23 protein-coding genes are annotated in these 20,448 nt (G+C 65.1%); 14 read left to right on the top strand and 9 right to left on the bottom strand.

Translation table 11 applies throughout. The annotated features are described in order from the left end of the window. The first annotated feature begins 62 nt into the window (after positions 1 to 62). Together AC07NV_RS10305 and AC07NV_RS10300 are read left to right on the top strand one after the other, a co-directional pair. Complete coding sequence (locus AC07NV_RS10305; protein ID WP_495166256.1) at positions 63 to 845, top strand: helix-turn-helix domain-containing protein; 783 nt, start codon at positions 63 to 65, stop codon at positions 843 to 845. 3 nt (positions 846 to 848) lie between these two features. Beyond that, entirely contained in the window at positions 849 to 1,094 is a 246-nt protein-coding gene (locus tag AC07NV_RS10300; RefSeq protein ID WP_495166255.1) for a hypothetical protein, read from the top strand. Here AC07NV_RS10300 and AC07NV_RS10295 read toward each other — a convergent pair. Next, a complete protein-coding gene (locus AC07NV_RS10295; protein ID WP_495166254.1) occupies positions 1,091 to 1,525 on the bottom strand; it encodes a hypothetical protein in 435 nt (144 codons plus the stop codon). The two genes, AC07NV_RS10300 and AC07NV_RS10295, sit on opposite strands and share 4 nt — an antisense overlap. Between AC07NV_RS10295 and AC07NV_RS10290 the strand changes: the two genes are divergently transcribed. Further along, entirely contained in the window at positions 1,524 to 2,681 is a 1,158-nt protein-coding gene (locus AC07NV_RS10290) for a serine hydrolase domain-containing protein (RefSeq protein ID WP_495166253.1), read from the top strand. The two genes, AC07NV_RS10295 and AC07NV_RS10290, sit on opposite strands and share 2 nt — an antisense overlap. Here the strand turns inward: AC07NV_RS10290 and AC07NV_RS10285 are convergent. Then, the gene (locus AC07NV_RS10285; protein ID WP_495166252.1) at positions 2,676 to 3,497 is read right to left on the bottom strand and encodes a PhzF family phenazine biosynthesis protein; all 822 of its coding nucleotides are present in this window, start codon (positions 3,495 to 3,497) and stop codon (positions 2,676 to 2,678) included. The genes AC07NV_RS10290 and AC07NV_RS10285 overlap by 6 nt on opposite strands. Then, a complete protein-coding gene (gene pdxH, locus AC07NV_RS10280; RefSeq protein WP_495166251.1) occupies positions 3,494 to 4,072 on the bottom strand; it encodes a pyridoxamine 5'-phosphate oxidase in 579 nt (192 codons plus the stop codon). Before pdxH ends, AC07NV_RS10285 begins: the two co-directional genes overlap by 4 nt. Positions 4,073 to 4,205: 133 nt before the next feature. On the opposite strand from pdxH, the gene AC07NV_RS10275 reads away from it, so the two are divergent. From AC07NV_RS10275 to AC07NV_RS10245, 7 genes are all read left to right on the top strand, one after another. Beyond that, the gene (locus tag AC07NV_RS10275; RefSeq protein ID WP_495166250.1) at positions 4,206 to 5,141 is read left to right on the top strand and encodes a DnaJ C-terminal domain-containing protein; all 936 of its coding nucleotides are present in this window, start codon (positions 4,206 to 4,208) and stop codon (positions 5,139 to 5,141) included. 3 nt (positions 5,142 to 5,144) lie between these two features. Next, positions 5,145 to 6,221 (top strand): YihY/virulence factor BrkB family protein, encoded by a 1,077-nt coding sequence (locus AC07NV_RS10270; RefSeq protein ID WP_495166249.1) that lies wholly within the window; start codon positions 5,145 to 5,147, stop codon positions 6,219 to 6,221. Continuing rightward, on the top strand, positions 6,218 to 7,045 hold the full coding sequence (gene fabI, locus AC07NV_RS10265; protein ID WP_495166248.1) for an enoyl-ACP reductase FabI: 828 nt from the start codon (positions 6,218 to 6,220) through the stop codon (positions 7,043 to 7,045). Before AC07NV_RS10270 ends, fabI begins: the two co-directional genes overlap by 4 nt. Beyond that, complete coding sequence (locus AC07NV_RS10260; RefSeq protein WP_495166247.1) at positions 7,038 to 7,568, top strand: GNAT family N-acetyltransferase; 531 nt, start codon at positions 7,038 to 7,040, stop codon at positions 7,566 to 7,568. Before fabI ends, AC07NV_RS10260 begins: the two co-directional genes overlap by 8 nt. A gap of 3 nt (positions 7,569 to 7,571) precedes the next feature. After that, a complete protein-coding gene (gene aroC / locus AC07NV_RS10255; protein WP_495166246.1) occupies positions 7,572 to 8,648 on the top strand; it encodes a chorismate synthase in 1,077 nt (358 codons plus the stop codon). A 7-nt stretch (positions 8,649 to 8,655) separates the two neighbouring features. Then, positions 8,656 to 10,434, top strand: coding sequence for an SLC13 family permease (locus AC07NV_RS10250; protein WP_495166245.1), 1,779 nt, complete (start codon positions 8,656 to 8,658; stop codon positions 10,432 to 10,434). An 87-nt stretch (positions 10,435 to 10,521) separates the two neighbouring features. Beyond that, on the top strand, positions 10,522 to 11,868 hold the full coding sequence (locus AC07NV_RS10245; RefSeq protein ID WP_495166244.1) for a dicarboxylate/amino acid:cation symporter: 1,347 nt from the start codon (positions 10,522 to 10,524) through the stop codon (positions 11,866 to 11,868). Between the two features lie 16 nt (positions 11,869 to 11,884). On the opposite strand, the gene AC07NV_RS10240 is transcribed toward AC07NV_RS10245, so the two are convergent. Continuing rightward, positions 11,885 to 12,835: a hypothetical protein gene (locus AC07NV_RS10240; RefSeq protein ID WP_495166243.1), complete on the bottom strand. Its 951-nt coding sequence runs from the start codon at positions 12,833 to 12,835 to the stop codon at positions 11,885 to 11,887. Between the two features lie 173 nt (positions 12,836 to 13,008). On the opposite strand from AC07NV_RS10240, the gene AC07NV_RS10235 reads away from it, so the two are divergent. The 4 genes from AC07NV_RS10235 to AC07NV_RS10220 all read left to right on the top strand — a co-directional run bounded on the left by AC07NV_RS10235 (position 13,009) and on the right by AC07NV_RS10220 (position 17,213). After that, the gene (locus tag AC07NV_RS10235) at positions 13,009 to 14,403 is read left to right on the top strand and encodes a cytochrome P450 (protein ID WP_495166242.1); all 1,395 of its coding nucleotides are present in this window, start codon (positions 13,009 to 13,011) and stop codon (positions 14,401 to 14,403) included. Positions 14,404 to 14,476: 73 nt separating this feature from the next. Next, a complete protein-coding gene (locus tag AC07NV_RS10230) occupies positions 14,477 to 14,917 on the top strand; it encodes a hypothetical protein (protein ID WP_495166241.1) in 441 nt (146 codons plus the stop codon). A 116-nt stretch (positions 14,918 to 15,033) separates the two neighbouring features. Then, on the top strand, positions 15,034 to 16,425 hold the full coding sequence (locus AC07NV_RS10225) for a cation:proton antiporter (RefSeq protein ID WP_495166240.1): 1,392 nt from the start codon (positions 15,034 to 15,036) through the stop codon (positions 16,423 to 16,425). A gap of 71 nt (positions 16,426 to 16,496) precedes the next feature. Next, positions 16,497 to 17,213: an extensin-like domain-containing protein gene (locus AC07NV_RS10220; protein WP_495166239.1), complete on the top strand. Its 717-nt coding sequence runs from the start codon at positions 16,497 to 16,499 to the stop codon at positions 17,211 to 17,213. Here AC07NV_RS10220 and AC07NV_RS10215 read toward each other — a convergent pair. The 5 genes from AC07NV_RS10215 to AC07NV_RS10195 are packed head-to-tail and all read right to left on the bottom strand — an operon-like array spanning position 17,210 to position 20,403. Further along, positions 17,210 to 17,647, bottom strand: a complete 438-nt coding sequence (locus tag AC07NV_RS10215) for a GNAT family N-acetyltransferase (protein WP_495166238.1) — start codon at positions 17,645 to 17,647, stop codon at positions 17,210 to 17,212. The two genes, AC07NV_RS10220 and AC07NV_RS10215, sit on opposite strands and share 4 nt — an antisense overlap. A 2-nt stretch (positions 17,648 to 17,649) precedes the next feature. Beyond that, positions 17,650 to 18,006 (bottom strand): HesB/IscA family protein, encoded by a 357-nt coding sequence (locus AC07NV_RS10210; protein WP_495166237.1) that lies wholly within the window; start codon positions 18,004 to 18,006, stop codon positions 17,650 to 17,652. Further along, positions 18,006 to 18,500, bottom strand: a complete 495-nt coding sequence (locus tag AC07NV_RS10205; RefSeq protein WP_495166236.1) for an SUF system Fe-S cluster assembly protein — start codon at positions 18,498 to 18,500, stop codon at positions 18,006 to 18,008. Before AC07NV_RS10205 ends, AC07NV_RS10210 begins: the two co-directional genes overlap by 1 nt. Continuing rightward, a complete protein-coding gene (locus AC07NV_RS10200) occupies positions 18,497 to 19,678 on the bottom strand; it encodes an aminotransferase class V-fold PLP-dependent enzyme (RefSeq protein ID WP_495166235.1) in 1,182 nt (393 codons plus the stop codon). The genes AC07NV_RS10205 and AC07NV_RS10200 overlap by 4 nt, the downstream gene beginning before the upstream one ends. Continuing rightward, entirely contained in the window at positions 19,675 to 20,403 is a 729-nt protein-coding gene (locus AC07NV_RS10195) for a SufD family Fe-S cluster assembly protein (protein ID WP_495166234.1), read from the bottom strand. Before AC07NV_RS10195 ends, AC07NV_RS10200 begins: the two co-directional genes overlap by 4 nt. Between the last annotated feature and the right edge of the window lie 45 nt (positions 20,404 to 20,448).

Genomic DNA, 20,448 nt, shown 5'->3' with positions numbered 1-20,448 from the left:
AACCATAGAATTGGGTAATATAGCAGGCTTTCACATTTTCCCATTCTTGCCATATTCATGCGATGGAAGTGGGAGGACTCAGGGTTGCCTCGATCATTGACCGGATCGATGGCCCGTCGGATTGGACAATCGAGCGCGATGTCCATGCGCTGATCCTGTACGAAGCGGGAAGTTATCACTGGCTCGAAACATGGCTCGACGATCAACGGACGTCGCTCGGCGATCCGCTCCCCGGTGAAATGTGGCTCGTGCCTGCCGGCCGTCGGTATCGCGGCACGGCGAAGGGCGGTGCGGTTCGCTCTATCATTGTCGAAATCCCGGCGTCACGGCTGACCGTCGCACCCGACACGCGCGCGCTGGCCGCGCATCATGATCTGGCGCTCGCGGCGCTTGTCCGCGCGTTGCTTGCCGGCGATGCGGCCGCCGCCGAACCGCTGGTTACGATCCTCGCCAAGACATTGGAAGGAATGGCGGGGCGCCCGGAATCGCCCGCGATTGCGCGGCGCATGAACGATCTGATGGCCTTTATCCAGACGCAACTCGAAGTGCCGCTGACCGTCGAGGATATGGCGGCCGAAGTCGGGATGTCGATAAACAGCCTGATCGTTCATTTCGCCCGTGCGACCGGGCGCACCCCCGCGCAATATGTGCTGCGCCAGCGGCTGCGCCACGCCTGCTGGTTCCTGATGAACCGCCCGCTGTCGATCGCCGAAATCGCCTTTGCGACCGGTTTTTCAAGTCATGCGCATCTTTGTGCGATATTCCGTCGCAAGTTCGGCATGTCGCCCGGCGAGTGGCGCCGTCGTCATCAATCGGCCGTTCTTCCGGCAGACGCAAAGGAGTAAGGGATGTCGCACACTGCCATCATGCTGCTGGCCGGGCTTGCCTTGCTGATCCTGTTGCGCCTGACGATCAGCGAGGCGGCGCGGGCGACGCGGCTGTTCCTCATTCTGTGGCTGGTCGTCGCGATCGGCAACCTGCTCGTCGGCGTCCTCTACGCCGGGTACGGCTGGGCCGAGGAGGCCGGTATCGCTCTATTGGTTTTCGGTGTCCCCGCGGTGATCGCGCTCGCGGTCCGGCGCGTCTCGCGCTAATCCTCCGGCCGCAGCAAACACCCGCTCGCACCTGCGTATCGCGCGCTGCGCGAGGCGAGCAGCGGCACGCTGCCGGTCACGGTCTTGGTGGCGGGGTCCTCGCTTAGCGATACCATCTCCATGCCCGGTTCGAAATCGCTCTGGCAGCTTTCGAGGCTGCGGCCCTGGACGTAGCGGCACGAACAGCCGACGCGCGCGGCATAGGCCGAGCCGAGTTCGGCCTGCGCCTTGAACGACGGAAATTTCCAGATGGCGAAGACCGCGAACAGCACGGCCAGCACGATCGCCCACGGCAGGCAGCCGCCCCAGCGGCTTGCTTCCCGGCGCGGTTCGGTCGGGGGCGGGGCGGGGGGCGCCGACGGCGGCGGCGCCGCCGCCGGTGTCTCGCCCGTTGAAGGAGCGGTCGGGTTGGTGCTATTCACTGCCACCATGATCACCAAAAAACGGCTGCTGGCAAGTGCCGCCCTCGCGATGTTCGGCGCCTGGTCGCTGGGCCATGCCGCGGGGCAGGGCAATCTCGCGCCGGCTTCGCCCGCGCCGAAGTTCGGTGCGTCGCTCGATGGGGTTGCGGCGGTCGACACGCCGGAGCCACTGCCTGCGCTCCCCGCCGCGATCCGCGCGCGCGCCGACGCGCTGTTCACCGATGCCGACGATGTCGGGCAGACGCGCGCGCTTTATGTGCTGCGCGACGGTGAGCCGATCTACGAACGTTATGCTGCGGGTTTCGGACCCGAATCGAAGCTGATCAGCTGGTCGATGGCGAAAAGCATCACCGCGGTGCTCACCGGCTTCCTCGTCGCCGACGGGCAATTGTCGCTCGACGGGCCGGCGCCGGTCGAGGCGTGGCAGCGCAGCGGCGACCCGCGCGGGGCGATTACGCTGCGCAATCTGCTTCATATGACCTCGGGGCTCGAGCATGTCGAAAATGGCGATCCGGTGTGGCAGGGCGATACGGTTTCGATGCTGTTCGGCGGCGGCGCGGGCGACATGGCGGGCTTCGCCGAAGCGAAGCCGGCGGCGGCGCAGCCCGACGAAATCTTCAACTACAGCTCGGCGACCAGCGTCATCCTGTCGGATATCATCGCCGATACGCTAACCCCGTCGCAAAACCCCGTCGCGCGGCGCGACGCGATGCGCGATTTCATCGGCGGCCGGCTGATCGAACCGCTCGGCATGACCAGCCTGACCCCCGAGTATGATGCGAAGGGAACGATGATCGGCGGATCGATCATGCACGCGACCGCACGCGATTATGCGAAGTTCGGCGAATTCCTTCGCAATCATGGCGTGGTGAACGGCCAGCGGCTGCTCCCCGAAACCTGGATGAAATTCATGCTGAGCCCGTCCGCCAACGATGCGGGCTATGGCGGGCATATCTGGCTTAACCGCAAACGGCCCGCGGGCGTCACCCCCGCGCTCTGGCCCGACCGCGGCCCGAACGACCTGTTCGCGTGCATCGGCCATCAGGGGCAATATATCATCGTCTCGCCGTCGCAGCGGGTGACGATCGTGCGGTTGGGCGTCACCAAGGACGATCAGTTCCCTGCGCTGCGCCGGCGTCTCGCCGACCTGACCGCGGCTTTATAGCAGGAAATCGCCGACCAGCGTCGTGACGCAGGTGCCGGTGAGTTCGACCATATCGCCGTCGAGGCGGCAGCCGACATGGCCGCCGCGGGCGCTCGCCTGATAGGCCGCGAAGCGGTCGCGCCCCAATCGGGTCGCCCAATAGGGCGTCAGCACGCTGTGCGCCGATCCGGTCACCGGGTCCTCGTCGATCCCGGCGCCGGGCGCGAAGGCGCGGCTGACGACATCGGCGTCCGACGGATCGCCGCCCCCGGGCGCGGTGGCGATGTACAGCAGGTCGCCGCCCTGTTTCAGGGCGCGCAGGTCGGGGGTGAGTGCGCGAACGCTTTCCGCGTCGCGATAGACGATCACCGCATAGCCGCCGTCGTGCCACAGCGTTTCACGGACATCGCCGCCCATCGCGCGGACGATGTCAGGCAATGCTTTGGCGGCCGGCGGATAGGCGGGCAGCCTCATCTTGTAGCCCTCGTCGTCGCCGTTTCGTTCGACGCGCAGGATGCCGGCCTTGCGCGTGCGAAAGGTCATCTCGTTGCGCCAGGGGGCCGCCGAAAGCAGCGCGTGCCCGCTTGCAAGCGTTGCATGGCCGCACAGGGCGACTTCCAGCCCCGGGGTGAACCAGCGCAGTTCGTAATCCGCCTCGCCGCTCTCGTCGGGGATCAGGAACGCGGTTTCGGCGAGATTGTTCTCGGCCGCGATCGCCTGCAGCACCGCGTCCGGAAGCCATTCCTCGAGCGGCATCACCGCGGCGGGATTCCCGGTGAAAGGCCGATCGGCAAAGGCGTCGACCTGTGTGATGGGAAGGCGGCGGGAGGCGCTCATGGGTAAAGCAGCCCGCTGGACCAGCCATCGCCGTCGCGGGTGAAGCGGGTGCGTTCGTGCAGCCGGTGTGCGCGGTCCTGCCAAAATTCAATCGCAGAGGGCGTGACGCGCCAGCCCGACCAGCGCGGCGGGCGCGGCACATCCTGTCCCTCGAAGCGGGCCTGCACCTCGTCAAAGCGCGCCTCGAAGGTTGCGCGATCATCCAGCGGCCGCGACTGATCGCTCGCCCACGCGCCAAGCTGGCTGTCGCGGCTGCGCGTCGCGAAATAGGCGTCGGCCGTCGCGTCATCGACGGGGGTCACCGCGCCCTCGATGCGGATCTGCCGCCGCAGCGATTTCCAGTGAAAGAGCAGCGCGACATGCGGGTTCGCGGCAAGCTCGCCGCCCTTGCGGCTGTCGAGGTTGGTGTAGAAGATGAACCCATCGGGACCATGACCTTTCAGCAGCACCATGCGCAGCGACGGGTGTCCGTCGGCGGTGGTGGTCGCGAGCGCCATCGCATTGGCATCATTGGGCTCGCTTGCCCGCGCTTCGGTGAACCAGCTATCGAACAGGGCAAAGGGATCGTGCGTCATGCCTGCGGTCATAATGCGCCCCGCGTATATGGTCGAGCAGGATATATGGAACTTGACCGTTTAGCCGCACATTACCACATCGACGCGCAATCGGGCCTTCACGGTCAGCCACTTATCGGGTTACAGGAGCAAAATGGCCGATCCCTATTCCACCCTGGGCGTTGCAAAGAGCGCGAGTGATGCGGAGATTAAATCCGCCTATCGCAAGCTCGCCAAGGAACTGCACCCCGACAAGAACAAGGACAACCCCAAGGCGTCGGAGAAATTCTCCGAGGCGGCCAGGGCGTATGACATCCTGTCGGACAAGACGAAGCGCGCGCAATTCGACCGCGGCGAGATCGACGGCGAGGGCAATCCTGCCATGCCCTATGGCTATGGCGGCGGCGGCGGTTTTCGCGGCGATCAGCGTACGGGCCCCGGCGGGTTCAGCGGTTTCGGAAGCGAGAGCTCCGACTTCGGCGACATTTTCGAAGGTCTGTTCGGCCGGGGCGGCGGCAGTGGCGGCAGCGGTCCGTTCGGCGGTTTTGGCGGCCGCAGCGCCCCGCCGCAAAAGGGCGCCAACGTCGCCTATCGCCTGTCGGTATCTTTCATCGATGCCGCGACACAAGCGCCGCAGCGCATCGCGCTCGCCGATGGCGGCACGATCGACCTGAAGCTTCCTGCCGGGGTCGAAACCGGCACCCAGATGCGCCTTGCGGGCAAGGGGCAGGCGGGGCCGGGTGGCACCGGCGACGGCATCGTGACGATCACCGTCAAGGACCATCCTTTTTACGTGCGTGAGGGCGCCAATATCCGCCTCGACCTGCCGGTCACGCTGAACGAGGCGGTCAAGGGCGCGAAGATCAAGGTGCCGACCGTCGACGGGCCGGTGATGCTGTCGATTCCCGCCGGGTCCACCTCGGGCAAGGTGATGCGCCTCAAGGGCAAGGGGTTCAGCCAGAAAAGCGGCGGCCGCGGCGATCAGCTGGTGCGGCTGATGGTCGACCTGCCCGCCGACGACGCATCGCTGGTGACGTTGCTCGGCGAATGGACCGATCCGCGCGATGTGCGGGCGGACCTTGGCGTATGATGCGTGGCTGACGCCAACCAAAAAAAGATCGTCGCCGCGCTCGAGCGCGAGGTTGCCGACGAGGTCGGCAAGGAATTTTTGGCGGAAGGTCATTCGCCGCACTCGCCCGAAGCGCGTGCCGAACGGGCCAAGCGGGTCAAGCTGCGCGCCCGCGCCGAAGGGGTTCTCGCACGCGGCCGCGAGCAGCTGGCCCCCGGCACCCGCGCGTACCGGATCATGCGCCGCGTCGTCGTCGGCACCTATACCGACGGGTTCATCCACGCCGGCAATCTCGCCTATCTGGCGCTGATCGCGCTCTTCCCCTTCTTCATTCTGATGGCGGCTGCGCTGTCGATCTTTGGCGGCAGCGTCGGCGGCGAAGCAGCGATCGAAGCGGTCTTCTCCACCATGCCGCCGACGGTGGCCAAGGCGCTATCGGGGCCGATCCGCGAAGTGATGACCGCGCGAACGGGCATTTTCCTGTGGCTTGGTGCGCTCGTCGCGCTCTGGACCGTCGGCAGCCTGATCGAGACGGTGCGCGATATCTTGCGCCGCGCATATGGCACGCATTTCAGCAAGGGCTTCTTCCACTACCGGTTGCTGTCGATCGGCATCATCACCGGGGCGGTCGTGCTGATGCTGCTGTCGTTCAGCATGCAGGTGCTGATCGTGGGCATCGAACAGTTCGTCACCCGCGTGCTGCCCGAGCAATTCCAGTCGTTCGGCGTCGTTGCGATTTCGCGCGGGGTGTCGGGCTTCGGCCTGTTCCTCGCCATCTACATGCTGTTCTACAGCCTCACGCCGTCCAAATACCGGCGGAAACAATTCCCCAAATGGCCGGGCGCGCTGTTCACGACTTTGTGGTGGATCGGGGTCACCCTCGCGCTGCCGCCGCTGCTCGCCAGCCTGCTCAGCTATGACGCAACCTACGGCAGCCTCGCGGGTGTGATGGTCGCGCTGTTCTTTTTCTACCTTGTCGGATTGGGTATGGTGATGGGCGCCGAACTCAATGCCGCTTTGGTTGAGGTTGAGGATTTGGGCCATGACGCTATTGGGCGCGTCGACGATGTGATTATTGAAAAGGCCGGAGACAAAAAATGACGGGTCTGATGACTGGCAAGCGCGGGCTGATTATGGGCCTTGCGAACGACAAATCGCTTGCATGGGGTATAGCCAAGGCGCTGCACGCGCATGGCGCCGAGCTGGCGATTTCATACCAGGGCGATGTTATGCTCAAGCGGGTGAAGCCGCTTGCCGACGAACTTGGCTGCGATTTTCTGATCGATTGCGACGTGTCCGACATGGACAATCTCGACGCGGCGTTTGCGACGCTTTCCGCGCGCTGGCCGACGATCGACTTCGTCGTCCATGCGATCGGCTATACCAACAAGGAAGCGCTGCGCGGTCATTATGCCGATGTGACGCTCGACGACTTCCTGATGACGATGAACATCAGCGTTTACAGCTTCACCGCCGTTGCCAAGCGCGCGGCGGCGATGATGACGCCGTTCGATCCCGAGACGGGCAATGGCGGCGGCTCGCTGCTGACCTTGAGCTATTATGGCGCCGAAAAGGTGATTCCGCACTACAATGTCATGGGCGTGGCGAAGTCGGCGCTGGAGACCAGCGTCAAATATCTGGCCAATGATTACGGCCCGCAGGGGGTCCGCGTGAACGCGATCTCGGCCGGCCCGATCAAGACGCTCGCTGCCTCGGGGATCGGCGATTTCCGTCTGATCCTGAAATGGAACGAACATAATGCCCCGCTGCGCCGTAACGTCACCATCGACGATGTCGGCGGCTCGGCGCTTTACCTGCTGAGCGATCTGGCGTCGGGCGTGACGGGGGAGACGCACCATGTCGACGCCGGCTATCACACCGTCGGCATGAAACAGGAAGACGCGCCGGACATCGCGCTTGTCTGACGGGCTCGTCATCCGCGCCGCGACGGCGGCGGATGCCGATGCCATCGATACCGTTCATCGCGCCGCCTTCGCCGGGACCGAATATGGGTATCAGGGCGAGGCGGAGCTGGTGCGGATGATCGAAGATGATGGCGATACGCAGGTCTCGCTCGTCGCCGAGCAGGGCGATGATATCGTCGGGCATGTCTTGTTCAGCCGCATGGATGTCGAGGCCGACGGCGCGCCGCTCACCGCCGCCGGGCTCGCCCCGGTCGCGGTCGTGCCGGATGTGCAGGGACAGGGCGTCGGCGATGCGTTGATCCGCGCCGGTCTCGGCCAATTGCGCGAACAGGGTGTCGCGATCAGCTTCGTCCTCGGCCACGAGGCCTATTACCCGCGCTTCGGCTACTCGCCCGAACTCGCGGTGCGCTTCGCATCGCCCTTTGCCGGGCCGCATTTCATGGCGATGATGCTGGACTCGGATGCGGCTTGGCCGCTAGGCGGACGGGCAGATTATGCACCCGCATTCGGCCGGATGGGATAGGCGATGAGTTTCAACAGCTTCGGACGCGTTCTTCGCTTCACGACTTGGGGGGAGAGCCACGGCCCTGCGCTCGGTGCCGTCGTCGACGGCTGTCCGCCGCGCCTGTCGCTATCCGAAGCCGACATCCAGCCCTTTCTCGACAAGCGCCGCCCGGGCCAGTCGCGCCACACGACGCAGCGGCAGGAACCCGACCAGGTGCGCATCCTGTCGGGGGTGTTCGAGGGCAAGACAACGGGTACCCCGATCAGCCTGATGATCGAGAATGTCGACCAGCGCTCGAAGGATTATGGCGATATCGCGCAAGCCTATCGCCCCGGTCACGCCGACTATGCCTATGATGCCAAATACGGCATCCGCGACTATCGCGGCGGCGGCCGGTCGAGCGCGCGCGAAACCGCGGCGCGCGTCGCCGCGGGCGGCGTCGCACGGCTGGTGATCCCCGAGGTGCAGATTCACGCATGGGTCGCCGAAATCGGCGGCGATGCGATCGATCCCGCGAACTTCGACCTCGAAGAAATCGACCGCAATCCCTTTTTCTGCCCCGACCCCGCTGCCGCGCAGCGCTGGGAGGGGCTGATGGACGCTGCGCGCAAATCGGGCAGTTCGCTGGGCGCGGTGATCGAATGCGCCGCGAGCGGCGTCCCCGCCGGTTGGGGCGCGCCCATCTATGCCAAGCTCGACAGCGACCTTGCCGCCGCGATGATGGGAATCAACGCGGTGAAGGCGGTCGAAATCGGTGCGGGCTTCAATGCTGCGCGCCTGCGCGGCGAGGAAAATGCCGATCCGATGCGTCCGGCGACCGACGGCAGCAACCGCCCCGATTTCCTGTCGAACAACGCCGGGGGGATCGCGGGCGGCATTTCGACCGGCCAGCCCGTCGTCGTGCGCGTCGCGTTCAAGCCCACCAGCTCGATCCTGACCCCCGTCCCAACGATCAACAAGGCGGGCGAGGCGACCGACATCGTTACCAAGGGCCGCCACGATCCGTGCGTCGGCATCCGCGGCGCCCCGGTGGTCGAGGCGATGATGGCGCTTGTTCTCGCCGACCACAAATTGCTGCACAGGGCACAAAACGGCTGACGATCTAGTGGAATTTGTCGCGGCTTTTATCGCAGAGCAAAAGGCGGTCATCGGCCTGTTCGTGCTCGCGGGCATGTTTGCGGCTTTCGTCTGGGAGCGCTTCTCGCCCTCGGTCGTCGCCGTCGCGGGGGCGGGCACGATGCTCGCGCTCGGGCTGCTTGACGAAAAGGGGGCTTACGGCGTCTTTTCGAACAGCGCCCCGCTGACCGTCGGCGCGATGTTCATCCTCTCGGGCGCGCTGATCCGTACCGGGGTGATCGACAAGGTCGGCAATTATGTCGTCGACCGCGCGAAGCGGCATCCGCGCCTTGCTGTGCTCGAGGTGTTCGGCGGCGGCCTGCTCGTATCGGGTTTCATCAACAGCACGCCCTTCGTTGTCGTGATGATGCCGGTCTGCTTCCGGCTTGCCGAGGCGCTCGGCGTCTCGCCCAAGAAATTGCTGATGCCGCTGTCGGTGATCGCGGTGCTTGGCGGCTGCCTGACCCTGATCGGCACGTCGACGAACCTCGTCGTCGCCGGGATCGCCGAACAGGCGGGGATCGAACGTTTCGGCCTGTTCAGCATCACCCCCTATGGCCTCGCGGTCGCGGCGGCGGGCGTCGTCGGGCTGTTGATCATGGCGCGTTTCCTGCCGTCCGACTATCCGCGCATCGCGGAAAAGGCCGACGGGGCGGAGCAGCTTTATCTCACCGAACTGGGCCTCGGCGACAGCGATCCCGCGATTGACATGTCGCTCGATGCCGCGAGCCTTGGCATCGCGCCTGCTCAGGTCGTCGGCGTCGTCGCGGGCGGACGCCTGATTACGGGAAATGACGCCCAGCATCACCGGCTCGCGGCGGGTAACCGCATTGTCGCGCGGCTGGACGGCGCCGCACTGATGACGCTGAGGAGCGAGGGGCGTTTCGCGATCGGTATCGGTGATACTCCGGAAGGCGAATCGACGGTCGTCGAAGTCACGGTTGCGCCCAATCATCGATCGATCGACCGGCCGCTCGCCGAAATCCCGTTCCTGCAGCGTCTGCGTGTCCGCATCCTCGGCGTTTCGCGCTTTCGTCACCATCCGGGACCGACGCTGTCCGAAAACCGGATCCGTGCCGCCGACCGTCTGCTCGTCGAGGCCGACGAGACGAATATCGCGCGTCTGCGCGACAATCCCGGCCTGATCGGGCTCGCGATGGCGTCGGTCACCGCTTTCCGGCGCCGCCGGGCGTGGATTGCGATCCTCGTGATGGCCAGCGCGGTGCTGCTCTCGGCGACCGGTGTGATGTCGATCGGCATCGCGGCCTTCATCGGGGTTGCCATCGTCCTGCTCACCCGCTGTATCGACGCGTCGGAGGCATGGGGCAGCATCGACGGCGATGTGCTGATCCTGATATTCGCGATGCTGGCGGTCGGCGCCGCGCTCGAACAGGCGGGCACCGTCGCCCTGATGGTCGGCGCGCTCGACCCGATCCTGACCGGTGCGCCGCAATGGGCGGTGATCGCGATCGTCTATTTCTCGGCGTTGCTGCTTTCCGAACTGCTCAGCAACAATGCCGTCGCGGCGTTGATGGGGCCGCTGGTCATCGGGGTTGCGGAGGCGACGGGGGTCGCGCCGCAGCCGCTGCTGATCGCGCTGATGCTCGGTGCATCGGCCTGTTTTGCAACGCCGGTGGGTTACCAGACGAACACCCTCGTCTATGCTGCGGGCGATTATCGTTTCATGGATTTCGTGCGGATCGGCGTCCCGCTCAACATCTTGACCGGCGTCGCGGGGTGCGCCGCGCTCGCCTTCTGGACCCCCTGATCGTCGCGTGGCGATTGCCCGGGAACGATCGGGCTGTTACCCCCCGCTTCATAACGATCCGCCGGGGCGGAACAGGGGAGTGAATACATGGGCCATCGCCTGACTTTATATATTTTGATCGGCATGATTCTGGGGGTCATTACCGGCTATCTGGTCCGCGTCTATGTTCCCGCCGACAGCGAGGCTTTCACCTATTGGCTGCGCAGCTTCAGCACGCTCTCCACCATCTTCCTGAACCTGATCAAGCTGGTAGTCGCGCCGCTGATTCTCGGCACGCTCGTCGCGGGCATCGGGCATATGGGCGACAGCTCGGCGCTCGGCCGCATCGGAACGCGCGCCATTGCCTGGTTCATCCTCGCCAGCCTGATTTCGATCAGCCTCGGCCTGATCATGGTCAATTTTTTCGAGCCGGGCGCAGGGCTCAATCTCACGGTCGGCGCGCATTCGATCGCCGAGGTGGGCGAGGTCAAGAAACTCGATCTGTTCGAATTTGTCGAACATGTCTTCCCGAAGAATATCTTTCAGGCGATGGCGGACAACAACGTTCTCCAGATCCTCGTCTTTGCGCTTTTTGCGGGCGTTGGCCTCACCGCCATCGGCGAAAAGGGCAAGCCGCTGCTGCGCGGCGCAGAGGCGCTTGCCGAACTGATGCTGCAGATCACCGGCTATGTGATGCGCCTCGCGCCGATCGCCGTGTTCGGTGCGCTCGCGGGCGTCGTCGCCAAATACGGCCTCGGCATCCTCGGCACCTACGCCGAGCTGGTGACCGAATTCTATCTTTCGCTCGTCGTGTTGTGGGTCATTCTGCTCAGCATTGGCGCGATCTTCCTGCGCCGGCGCATCTTCTCGCTGATCCGCTATATTCGCGAGCCGCTGCTGATCGCGTTCTCGACCGCCTCGTCCGAGGCGGCGATGCCCAAGCTCTTCGAACAGCTCGACCGCTTCGGCGTGCCGCGCCGTATCTCGGGCTTTGTGCTGCCGCTGGGCTACAGCTTCAACCTCGACGGGTCGATGATGTACGCCAGCTTCGCGACCCTCTTCATCGCACAGGCCTATGGCATCGAGCTGTCGATCACGCAGCAAATCCTGATCCTGCTGACCCTGATGGTGTCGTCAAAGGGGATTGCTGCGGTGCCGCGCGCCAGCCTGGTCGTCATTACCGCGACGCTGGCGATGTTCGACCTGCCGGTCGAGGGCGTCGCGCTGATCTTCGCCATCGACCAGTTCCTCGACATGGGCCGCACCGCGACTAACGTTGTCGGCAATGCCGTGGCGACGTCGGTCATCACCAAATGGGAGGGTATGCTCGAAGAGCCCGCCCCGGCCGACATGGACCGGCCGCACGCCCCCGCACATACGGCGCACGGCGGCGCACGGGGGCTCGAACTTGCCGAGGACATGGTGACCGATGCCCGGTCGAAACCGGACGTCTGAGGCCTGAACCCTTGATTTAGTCCGGGCGCTCTTCGTTCATCCGTGCACGGCCCGCAGGCGCCGGGCGCGGTTCGGGCGCACGGCGGACCTCGGGTGCCGATTGCGGGGCCGGCTGACGATAGACCGGTGCCGGCCGTTCGGCGCGCGGGGCGTGGTCGGGCATCGCCGACGGCGCCGGGCGCGTTCGCGGCGGACGGCCGCCTCCCCAGTCGGGGCGCCCGGGATTGCCGGTCACCGGAGGCGTGCCGCTATTGCCATCTCCGGGACCCCGGCCCGGACGGGGGCCGCGCGGGCCGTCGTTGTCGCGGTCGCCGCGGTTCCAGCCACCGGGTCGGCCCGGCCTGCCATCGCCTTGCGACGGACGCGGCCGACCAGCGCCCCAGTCGGGACGCCCGGGGTTGCCGCTCACCGGCGGTGTGCCGTTATTGCCATCGCCCGGGCCGCGGCCCGGACGGGTCCCGCGCGGGCCGTCATTGTCGCGATCACCGCGGTTCCATCCGCCGGGCCTGCCTGGACGACCGTCGCCCGGTCGGCCATTGCCGTCGCCGCGATTCCAGCCGCCGGGGCGACCCGGCTGTCCCTCGCCGCGTCCGCCATGATGTTTCCACCAGGCGCGGCGTCCGCCCCAATAATCCAGATAGGGACCGCGCAGCGGGTATCGGTTGCGATAGTTGTCGAACATCCACGTCCCGTAACCGGGATAATAATAATCGTCATACCAGCCGCCGCCGAAGCCGATCTGGGCAAAGCCACCGCCATAGTCCGACGCATCGTAGCAGTCGTAACCATAGCCATCGTCATAGGCATAGCCGTCATAGTCGTAATAGCTGTTGCCATAGCGCGCGGCGCAGTCGCCGCCCGACGCATAGCCCACGCCCTGGACATCGCCATAGTAACAGCCGCCGAGCATCGTCGTCGCGAGCGCGCCGAGCGCGATGGAGAGAGGGCGCTTCAAACTCTTCGCCATAGCTTTATCCTTTTGGGTCCAACGGATGCGACCCGTCACCTTGGATAGCAAATTGCGCGAGTCGAGTTGAATTTGCGGTGAATGGTGTTCCACCTTAGACCCAGCGTTACTTGCATCAATGTCAGTAGTGCGTTACGCCATGTGCAAGGCAAGATGGACGAGGATTTGACCCGATGAACGCGCCCACGAATATCAAATGGTCCGAGGCCCGCTTTGGCCCCGAAACGCAGCACTGGCTGCCGCGCAATCCCGACCACACGCTCGATCACATCCCGGGCGAAGATGGTCTGCCGGTGATCGGCAACACGCTCGAACAGCTTGGCGATTATCGCGGGTTCACCAACCGCATGGTGGCCAGATATGGCCGCGTCTATCGCAACAACAGCTTTGGCGGGCGCAGCATCGCGTTGCACGGCCCCGAGGCGAACGAGCTCGTCATGTTCGACCGCGAGAAGATCTTCTCGTCCGAACAGGGCTGGGGCCCGGTGCTCAACCTGCTTTTCCCGCGCGGCCTGATGCTGATGGATTTCGAAAAGCATCGTGCCGACCGCAAGATATTGTCGGTCGCGTTCAAGCCCGAACCGATGCGCCATTATGCCGACTCGCTGAACGAGGGCATCAAGGGCCGGGTCGCCAAATGGAGCGGCCAGACCTTCAAATTCTATCCGGCGATCAAGGAACTGACGCTCGACCTCGCCGCGACCAGCTTCCTTGGCATCCCGTTCGGCCCCGAAGCCGACAAGGTGAACAAGGCGTTTGTCGATATGGTGCAGGCGTCGATCGGCGTCGTCCGCCGCCCGCTGCCCTTCACCGCGATGGGCCGCGGCGCGAAAGGCCGCGCCTATCTGGTCGATTATTTCGGCCGGATGGTGCCCGCGCGGCGCGAAGGGGCGGGCGAGGATATTTTCAGCCAGATCTGCCGCGCGCAGGGCGACGACGGCGAATATCTCTCCGCCGAGGCGATCGTCGACCATATGAACTTCCTGATGATGGCGGCGCACGACACCATCACCAGCTCGATCACGTCGATGGTCTGGGAGCTTGCGAAGCACCCCGAATGGCAGGACAGGCTGCGCGAGGAGATGCTCGCGGTGTCGCCCGCGGGCGAAGGCGTCGGCCACAACGGCCTTGGCGAGCTCGAACTGACCGAATGGGCGTTCAAGGAATCGCTGCGGCTTGTGCCCCCGGTCCCCAGCTTTCCGCGCCGCGCGCTCAAGGATTTCGAATATGGCGGCTACCGCATTCCGGCGGGCACGTCGGTCGGCGTCAGCCCCGCCTATACGCACATGATGGCGGAGCATTGGCCCGAGCCCGAAAAGTTCGACCCGATGCGCTTTTCGCCCGAGGTCGCGCGCGAGCGGCACAAATATGCGTGGGTTCCCTTCGGCGGCGGCGCGCATATGTGCCTCGGGCTGCATTTCGCTTACATGCAGGCGAAAATCTTCTTCCACCATGTCATCACCACGCATCGCATTGTCGTTGCCGAGGGCTATGACCCCAAGTGGCATGTGCTGCCGATCCCGCGGCCCAAGGATGGGCTGACGGTGAGTTTCGTCCCGCTAGGCTGAGCCGCGCTGACGCCCGCTTGTTGGGGCCGCGCGGCGCCCTATCTCCTGTCTTTCGAGGGTGGAGAGGGCGGCGATGGTCTTTGCGATTTTTCTGGCGGGTCTGATCGTCGCGATGCTGTTCGCGCCCGATACCGATATCGCACGCTGGCTCCACCGTTCGACGGTCGAGGAGCCGCTCCGGCTCGTCGAGCGGCTCGAGCGCAAGCATATCCTGTTCCTGGTTGTCGGGCTCTTCGCTATTCAAGCGTACGCCGCCGTGCTCCCGGCCGAACTTGCGGTCGCGCTGGCTTGGGACATGACCGCCTATGTCGATGCGATGATCGCGACATGGGCGTTGTCGACTTTCGCGCGTTTCCGGTCGGCGAAGGCGTTGATTGCCGTTCGGCTGGCGGCGCTGCTGGCGCCATTCCGGCGCCTTCGTCTGCGTTCGCGCCGCAGCCGGCCGGTTTCGCCCGCCGGCCGTAACTCGGCCGCCAACGACGACGACCCGTGCCCCTTGCGGATCGCGGCCTGAGCGCTCTCCATCGCGCTTGCTGATAGCGTTCACATCGCGCATATTGCGCCGCGAATAGGGGCCCGAAGATAAGAGGCTGCGCCGGTTCGCAGGGGAGAGCGAAATTGGTATCACATATGTTCGATGAGCTGATGCGCGCCGTCGGCGATGTCATCGGTGCGCACGGGCCGGCGGTGAACGCGGCGCAAAGCTATGCGCCGAGCGATTACAGCATCCATTTCTTCCTGCAGATCGCTGTGATCCTGCTCGTCTGCCGCGTCGTCGGTTGGTTGGCGCACCGCTTCATGGGCCAGCCGCAGGTGGTCGGCGAGATGATCGCCGGCGTCGTCCTCGGCCCCTCGCTGTTCGGCCTTTTCTTCCCCGAATTTCAGGCGGCGCTGTTCCCCAAGGAAACGCGCAACATGCTGTATGTCGGCGCCCAGTTCGGCGTCGGCCTTTACATGTTCCTTGTCGGCACGACGCTGCGGCTCGACCATTTCCAGTCCAAGGCAAAAAGCGCCGTTGGCGTGTCGGCCGCGGGGATCGTCGCGCCTTTCCTGTTTGCCGCGGCGATCACACCCTTCCTGCTCGACATCCCCGGCCTGTTTACCGAGGGGCTCGGGCAGGGGAGCGCGACCTTGTTCATGGGCGCGTGCATTGCGCTCACCGCCTTCCCGATGCTCGCGCGGATCATCAACGAGCGTGGGCTCGCGAACACGTCGCTCGGCACGCTGACCCTGACCGCAGGCGCGTTCGACGATGCCGTGTCGTGGTGCGTGCTCGCGATCGTGCTCGCAACCTTTGGCGCCGGGGCGGGGGTTGCACTGCTCGCAATCATTGGCGGCGTCGGCTTTGCATTGTTCATGCTCTTCGTCGGCCGCAAGCTGCTCATCCCGCTCGGCCGCGCGGTCGAGGCAAAGGGCGAACTGACCCACAGCCTGCTGGCGGTCGTGCTGATGCTTTATGCGATGTCGGCCTTCTTCATGGACGCGGTCGGCATTCATGCGGTGTTCGGCGGCTTCCTTCTCGGCGCCTGCATGCCGCGCGGGCTGCTGACCGAAGAGGTCAAGCGCAAGATCGAACCGATGACGGTCGTCTTCCTGCTGCCGATGTTCTTCACTTACTCGGGCCTCAATACCCAGCTCACGACAGTGAACAGCCTGACGTTGCTCGCGATCGCAACCGGAATATTGCTTGTCTCGATCGCGGCGAAATTCGGCGCTTGCTGGCTCGCGGCACGCCTCGCGGGCGAAGACAATCGTACGGCGATGGGCATCGGCGCATTGATGAACGCACGCGGGTTGATGGAATTGATCATCATCAACATCGGCCTGCAAAAGGGCATCATCGGTCCGACCTTGTTCGCGATCATGGTGCTGATGGCGATCGTCACCACGGTGATGGCGGGGCCGCTGTTCGAACTGGTCTATGGCCGCAAGGCGCGCGAGCGGGGGGAGCTCGGGGCGCTGGGCACCGAAGCGGCCGATGATGCCCACGCCAGCGAACGGCTCGCGGCGGGACCCGTCTGAATCGGGCGCAAGTACGGCCATCGAGCGGCACGGCGCTTTCAACGAGCGGCAAATTATGCTGTGCGGGACGAGTGAAGACTCTCCGCCCCTATCTGATCTGGTTCGCCGTTGCGGTGCTGCTGACGATCGGCGCGATCCTTGGCATGCAGTGGGTGCGCGATCATCCCGAGCATATCCCGACCGCGCGCTTTGAACTGAGGCATCCGCAGGGCTGGGCGACGCATCGCAAGCTGGTCGCTCTGGCAGGTGACGACACCGCCTGCTTTGCCGCCTTCGACCGCGCCGGTGCGGGCTATCTGCGACGGCCGGTGGTCGGAAGTGGCTCGTGCCGTGCGAGCCAGCGCATGATTCTGACGGGAGACAGTTTTGTGCCGACGATGCGGCCGGCCAATGCCGCCCCGGGCTGCGCGGTGACGGCGGCGATGGCGTTGTGGAACCGCGACGTCGTCCAGCCGCTGGCGCAAAAGCATTTCGGGCAAAAGGTCGTCGAGCTCGAAAACCTTGGCAGCTATAACTGCCGCAAGATCGCCGGGGAGCAGGCGCAAAGCCAGCATTCGACCGCCAATGCGATCGACATCTCGGCGTTTGTCCTGGCCGACGGCACCCGCATTTCGCTGATCAACGACTGGGCGCCGGGGGACAAGCGCAGCGAGTTCCTGCACGAAGTTCGCGATGAAAGCTGCGGTCTGTTCAGTACGGTGCTGTCACCCGACTATAACCGCGCGCACGCCGATCATTTCCACCTCGACATGGCGGCGCGGACGGCGGGCTGGACCGTCTGTCACTAGAGGGGTTTTGAATAGAGGATCGACCGTGCTTCTTCTGTGAATCCGGATGCCTCGTGCCACGCCTGGCTGCCGATATTGTCGAGCTCGACGTCGGATCCGATGCGGTTATAGCCGCCGTTACGTGCCCGTTCCTCGATCGCTGCGAGCAGGGCGCCAGCGCCGCCCGTGCGACGAAGGCTCGCATCGACCCAAATGCCTTCGACATGCGGATAGGGAGCGACCGGGCAGCCGTCGAACATTGTGCGCAGCTGCACCTCGGCAAAGCCGGTCACGCTATTCGCATCGTCGAGCAGAATGAAATTCCAGAGCGTATCGTCGCTCAGCATAGCGGGCAATTCTTCGGCCAGCTCCGCAACATCGGCGTCGGGCCACAGCCGCGCGCGCATCGCCGCCCAGACCGGAATGTCCGACAACCGGGCGGGTCGGACCGGCATCGTCAGACGGTAAAGCTCTCGCCGCAGCCGCACGCGCCCTTGGCGTTCGGGTTTTCGAACACGAAGCCCGCGGCGAAATCATCCTCGACCCAGTCCATCGTGCTGCCGATCAGGTACAGCACCGATGCGCCGTCGATATAGAAGACGCCGCCGGGGGTTTCGATCTTTTCGTCGAACTTCTGTTCTTCGGTGACATAGTCGACCGAATAGGCGAGGCCCGAACAGCCGCGGCGCGGGGTCGACAGGCGGACGCCGATTGCGCCTTCGGGCGCCGCCGCCATCAGCTTCGTGATGCGCTCTTCGGCGTTGGCGGTCAGGACCACCGCAGCGGGACGGGCGCGGGTTTTCGTTTCGGTCATCACAACATTCCCAGCTCTAACCGCGCTTCGTCGCTCATATTCTCGGGGCTCCACGGCGGATCCCAGACAAGATTGACTTCGGCGTCGCCGACGCCCGGCACCGCGCCGACGCGCAATTCGACCTCGGCGGGCATCGATTCGGCGACCGGGCAATGCGGCGTCGTCAGCGTCATCGTGACCACGGCATGGCCTTCGTCGATCTCGACATTGTAGATGAGGCCGAGGTCGTAGATGTTCACCGGAATTTCCGGATCATAAATGTCCTTGAGCGCGTTGACGACCGCTTCGTACAGGTCGCCGCCGACGCTGTGCGGGTCGACCGCCGCGGGCTTGGCCGCGAGGAAGCCTTCCAGATAGTCGCGCTTGCGCTCGAGTTTCTCGCCCATCGTTTCTGGCGCGGTCTCGGCATCGGCGACGCGCGCCTTCGGCGGGGCTTCGACGCTGTCCACTTCCTCGACCCGAATCCCGGTCTCACTCATGCGGTCCTCGTTCATCCGAAAATCCTCTCGACGCGGGCGAGGCCATCGATCAGCGCCGCCACATCGTCGTCATTGTTGTACACACCGAAGCTCGCGCGCGCGGTCGCGGGTACCCCCAGATGCTCCATCAGCGGCTGTGCGCAATGGTGCCCGGCGCGGATCGCGACCCCGCTTTCGTCCAAGATAGTGCCGATGTCGTGCGGATGAACCCCCGCCATCGAAAAGCTTACGATTCCGGCGCTGTTTTCAGGGCCGAAGAGCGTGATGCTGTTCTTGCGTGCGAGCGCTTCGCGCAGCGTGCCGACCAGCGACACCTCATGCGCATGGATCGCGTCGATGCCGATGGCTTCGACATAGTCGACTGCTGCCGCGAGCCCGATCGCCTCGATAATCGCGGGCGTACCCGCCTCGAAGCGCGTGGGGGCGGGGGCATAGGTCGTCTTCGCAAAGGTCACGCGGTCGATCATTGACCCGCCACCCTGCCAGGGCGGGAGCGTGTCGAGCTTGTCGCTCCACAGCACGCCGATGCCGGTGGGGCCGTAAAGCTTGTGGCCCGAGAAGGCGTAATAGTCGCAGCCCAATGCCGCGACGTTGACGGGCAGGCGCGGGACGGCCTGACAGCCGTCGATCAACAATTCGGCGCCGACGCGGTGCGCGAGTTCGGCGGCGCGCGCGACGTCGAGCGGGCTGCCGAGCACGTTCGAGACATGCGCGAAGGCGACCATATTATGGTCGGGGGTGAGCAGCTTCTCGGCGGCATCGAGGTCGATGCGGCCGTCTTCGGTCAGCGGACACACATCGACCTGCCAGCCCGCGAGCTGCCAGGGCACGATATTGCTGTGATGTTCGAGTACCGACAGCAGCACGCGGCCCTTCTTCGGGTGCGAATAAGCGACCAGATTGATCGCCTCGGTCGCGCCGCGCACGAAGGTCACGTCATTCTCGCGCGCGCCGATAAACGCCGCAATTCGCCGCCGCGCCGCCTCGTAAGCGAGCGTCATGTCGGCCGAACGCGCATAGACGCCGCGGTGGACGGTCGCGTAATCGCGGCCCATCGCATTGACCGTCGCGTCGATCACCGCCTGCGGCTTCTGCGCGGTCGCGGCGGTGTCGAGATAGTGCCAGCCGGGCGTCAGGCCGGGGAAGTCGGCGCGGACGTCGGGAAAGATGCGGAGGGCGGTCGTGGTGCTCACACCAGCTCTCCCAGCTTCGCGAGCGCCAGCGCCTGCAGCTGTTCTTCATCCTCGGCGCCATCGAACACGCCGGCGACGAATGCCTGCAGGATCAGCTTCTTTGCCTCGCCGGGCGGAAGTCCGCGCGATTGGAGATAATAGAGCGCCATCGCATCGAGCTCGCCGATCGCGCAGCCGTGCGCGCATTTGACGTCGTCGGCGAAGATTTCGAGTTCGGGCTTGGCGTTGGCGGTCGCGCTGCGGTTCAGCAGCATCGCCTTCACATCCTGCTCGCTGTCGGTCTGCTGCGCATCGCGCGCGACCGCGACCTTGCCGAGATAGGTGCCTGTCGCGGTGCCGCCGAGCACCGAGCGCACGACCTGCCGCGACGTCGCGCCGGGTTCGGCGTGGGTGACCGTGGTGATGATCTCGAGATTCTGCTCGCCGCCGCCGATCTGCGCCGCGCCGAGATGAAAATCGGCGCGTTCGTGCAGCGTCACTGCGAGTTCGATGCGGCCATAAGCGCCGCCGATGTTGAGTATATGCAGCGAAGCGGCCGCGCCCTTGCCGAGCACCAGTTCGATCTGCCGGATATCGCCGGCGTCCTGCACGATCGCGCGTTTGAAATCGCCGCCTGCGGGTACGATGATGCTTTCGGGCGCGGGCAGCGGCCAAGCCGCCGCCACCGCGTCGATGTCGGAGTAGCGCCAGGCTTCGTCGCGCCGGGTGGGGAGGGCGGCATTCATCAAACCACGATCTCCCTCACTTCGTCACCCCGGACTTGATCCGGG

The sequence above is a fragment of the Sphingopyxis sp. GW821-FHT10B01 genome (assembly GCF_059415685.1).
Note: the sequence above shows the minus strand (reverse complement) of the source record. Positions and strands in the feature narration are given on the sequence as shown.

Bases quoted from the DNA above. Each gene is read 5' to 3' on its own strand.
- AC07NV_RS10305 (WP_495166256.1), top strand. From the start codon at position 63: ATGGAAGTGGGAGGACTCAGGGTTGCCTCGATCATTGACCGGATCGAT.
- AC07NV_RS10300 (WP_495166255.1), top strand. From the start codon at position 849: ATGTCGCACACTGCCATCATGCTGCTGGCCGGGCTTGCCTTGCTGATC.
- AC07NV_RS10290 (WP_495166253.1), top strand. From the start codon at position 1,524: ATGATCACCAAAAAACGGCTGCTGGCAAGTGCCGCCCTCGCGATGTTC.
- AC07NV_RS10295 (WP_495166254.1), bottom strand. From the start codon at position 1,525: ATGGTGGCAGTGAATAGCACCAACCCGACCGCTCCTTCAACGGGCGAG.
- AC07NV_RS10285 (WP_495166252.1), bottom strand. From the start codon at position 3,497: ATGAGCGCCTCCCGCCGCCTTCCCATCACACAGGTCGACGCCTTTGCC.
- pdxH (WP_495166251.1), bottom strand. From the start codon at position 4,072: ATGACGCACGATCCCTTTGCCCTGTTCGATAGCTGGTTCACCGAAGCG.
- AC07NV_RS10275 (WP_495166250.1), top strand. From the start codon at position 4,206: ATGGCCGATCCCTATTCCACCCTGGGCGTTGCAAAGAGCGCGAGTGAT.
- fabI (WP_495166248.1), top strand. From the start codon at position 6,218: ATGACGGGTCTGATGACTGGCAAGCGCGGGCTGATTATGGGCCTTGCG.
- aroC (WP_495166246.1), top strand. From the start codon at position 7,572: ATGAGTTTCAACAGCTTCGGACGCGTTCTTCGCTTCACGACTTGGGGG.
- AC07NV_RS10245 (WP_495166244.1), top strand. From the start codon at position 10,522: ATGGGCCATCGCCTGACTTTATATATTTTGATCGGCATGATTCTGGGG.
- AC07NV_RS10240 (WP_495166243.1), bottom strand. From the start codon at position 12,835: ATGGCGAAGAGTTTGAAGCGCCCTCTCTCCATCGCGCTCGGCGCGCTC.
- AC07NV_RS10235 (WP_495166242.1), top strand. From the start codon at position 13,009: ATGAACGCGCCCACGAATATCAAATGGTCCGAGGCCCGCTTTGGCCCC.
- AC07NV_RS10230 (WP_495166241.1), top strand. From the start codon at position 14,477: ATGGTCTTTGCGATTTTTCTGGCGGGTCTGATCGTCGCGATGCTGTTC.
- AC07NV_RS10225 (WP_495166240.1), top strand. From the start codon at position 15,034: ATGTTCGATGAGCTGATGCGCGCCGTCGGCGATGTCATCGGTGCGCAC.
- AC07NV_RS10215 (WP_495166238.1), bottom strand. From the start codon at position 17,647: ATGCCGGTCCGACCCGCCCGGTTGTCGGACATTCCGGTCTGGGCGGCG.
- AC07NV_RS10210 (WP_495166237.1), bottom strand. From the start codon at position 18,006: ATGACCGAAACGAAAACCCGCGCCCGTCCCGCTGCGGTGGTCCTGACC.
- AC07NV_RS10205 (WP_495166236.1), bottom strand. From the start codon at position 18,500: ATGAACGAGGACCGCATGAGTGAGACCGGGATTCGGGTCGAGGAAGTG.
- AC07NV_RS10195 (WP_495166234.1), bottom strand. From the start codon at position 20,403: ATGAATGCCGCCCTCCCCACCCGGCGCGACGAAGCCTGGCGCTACTCC.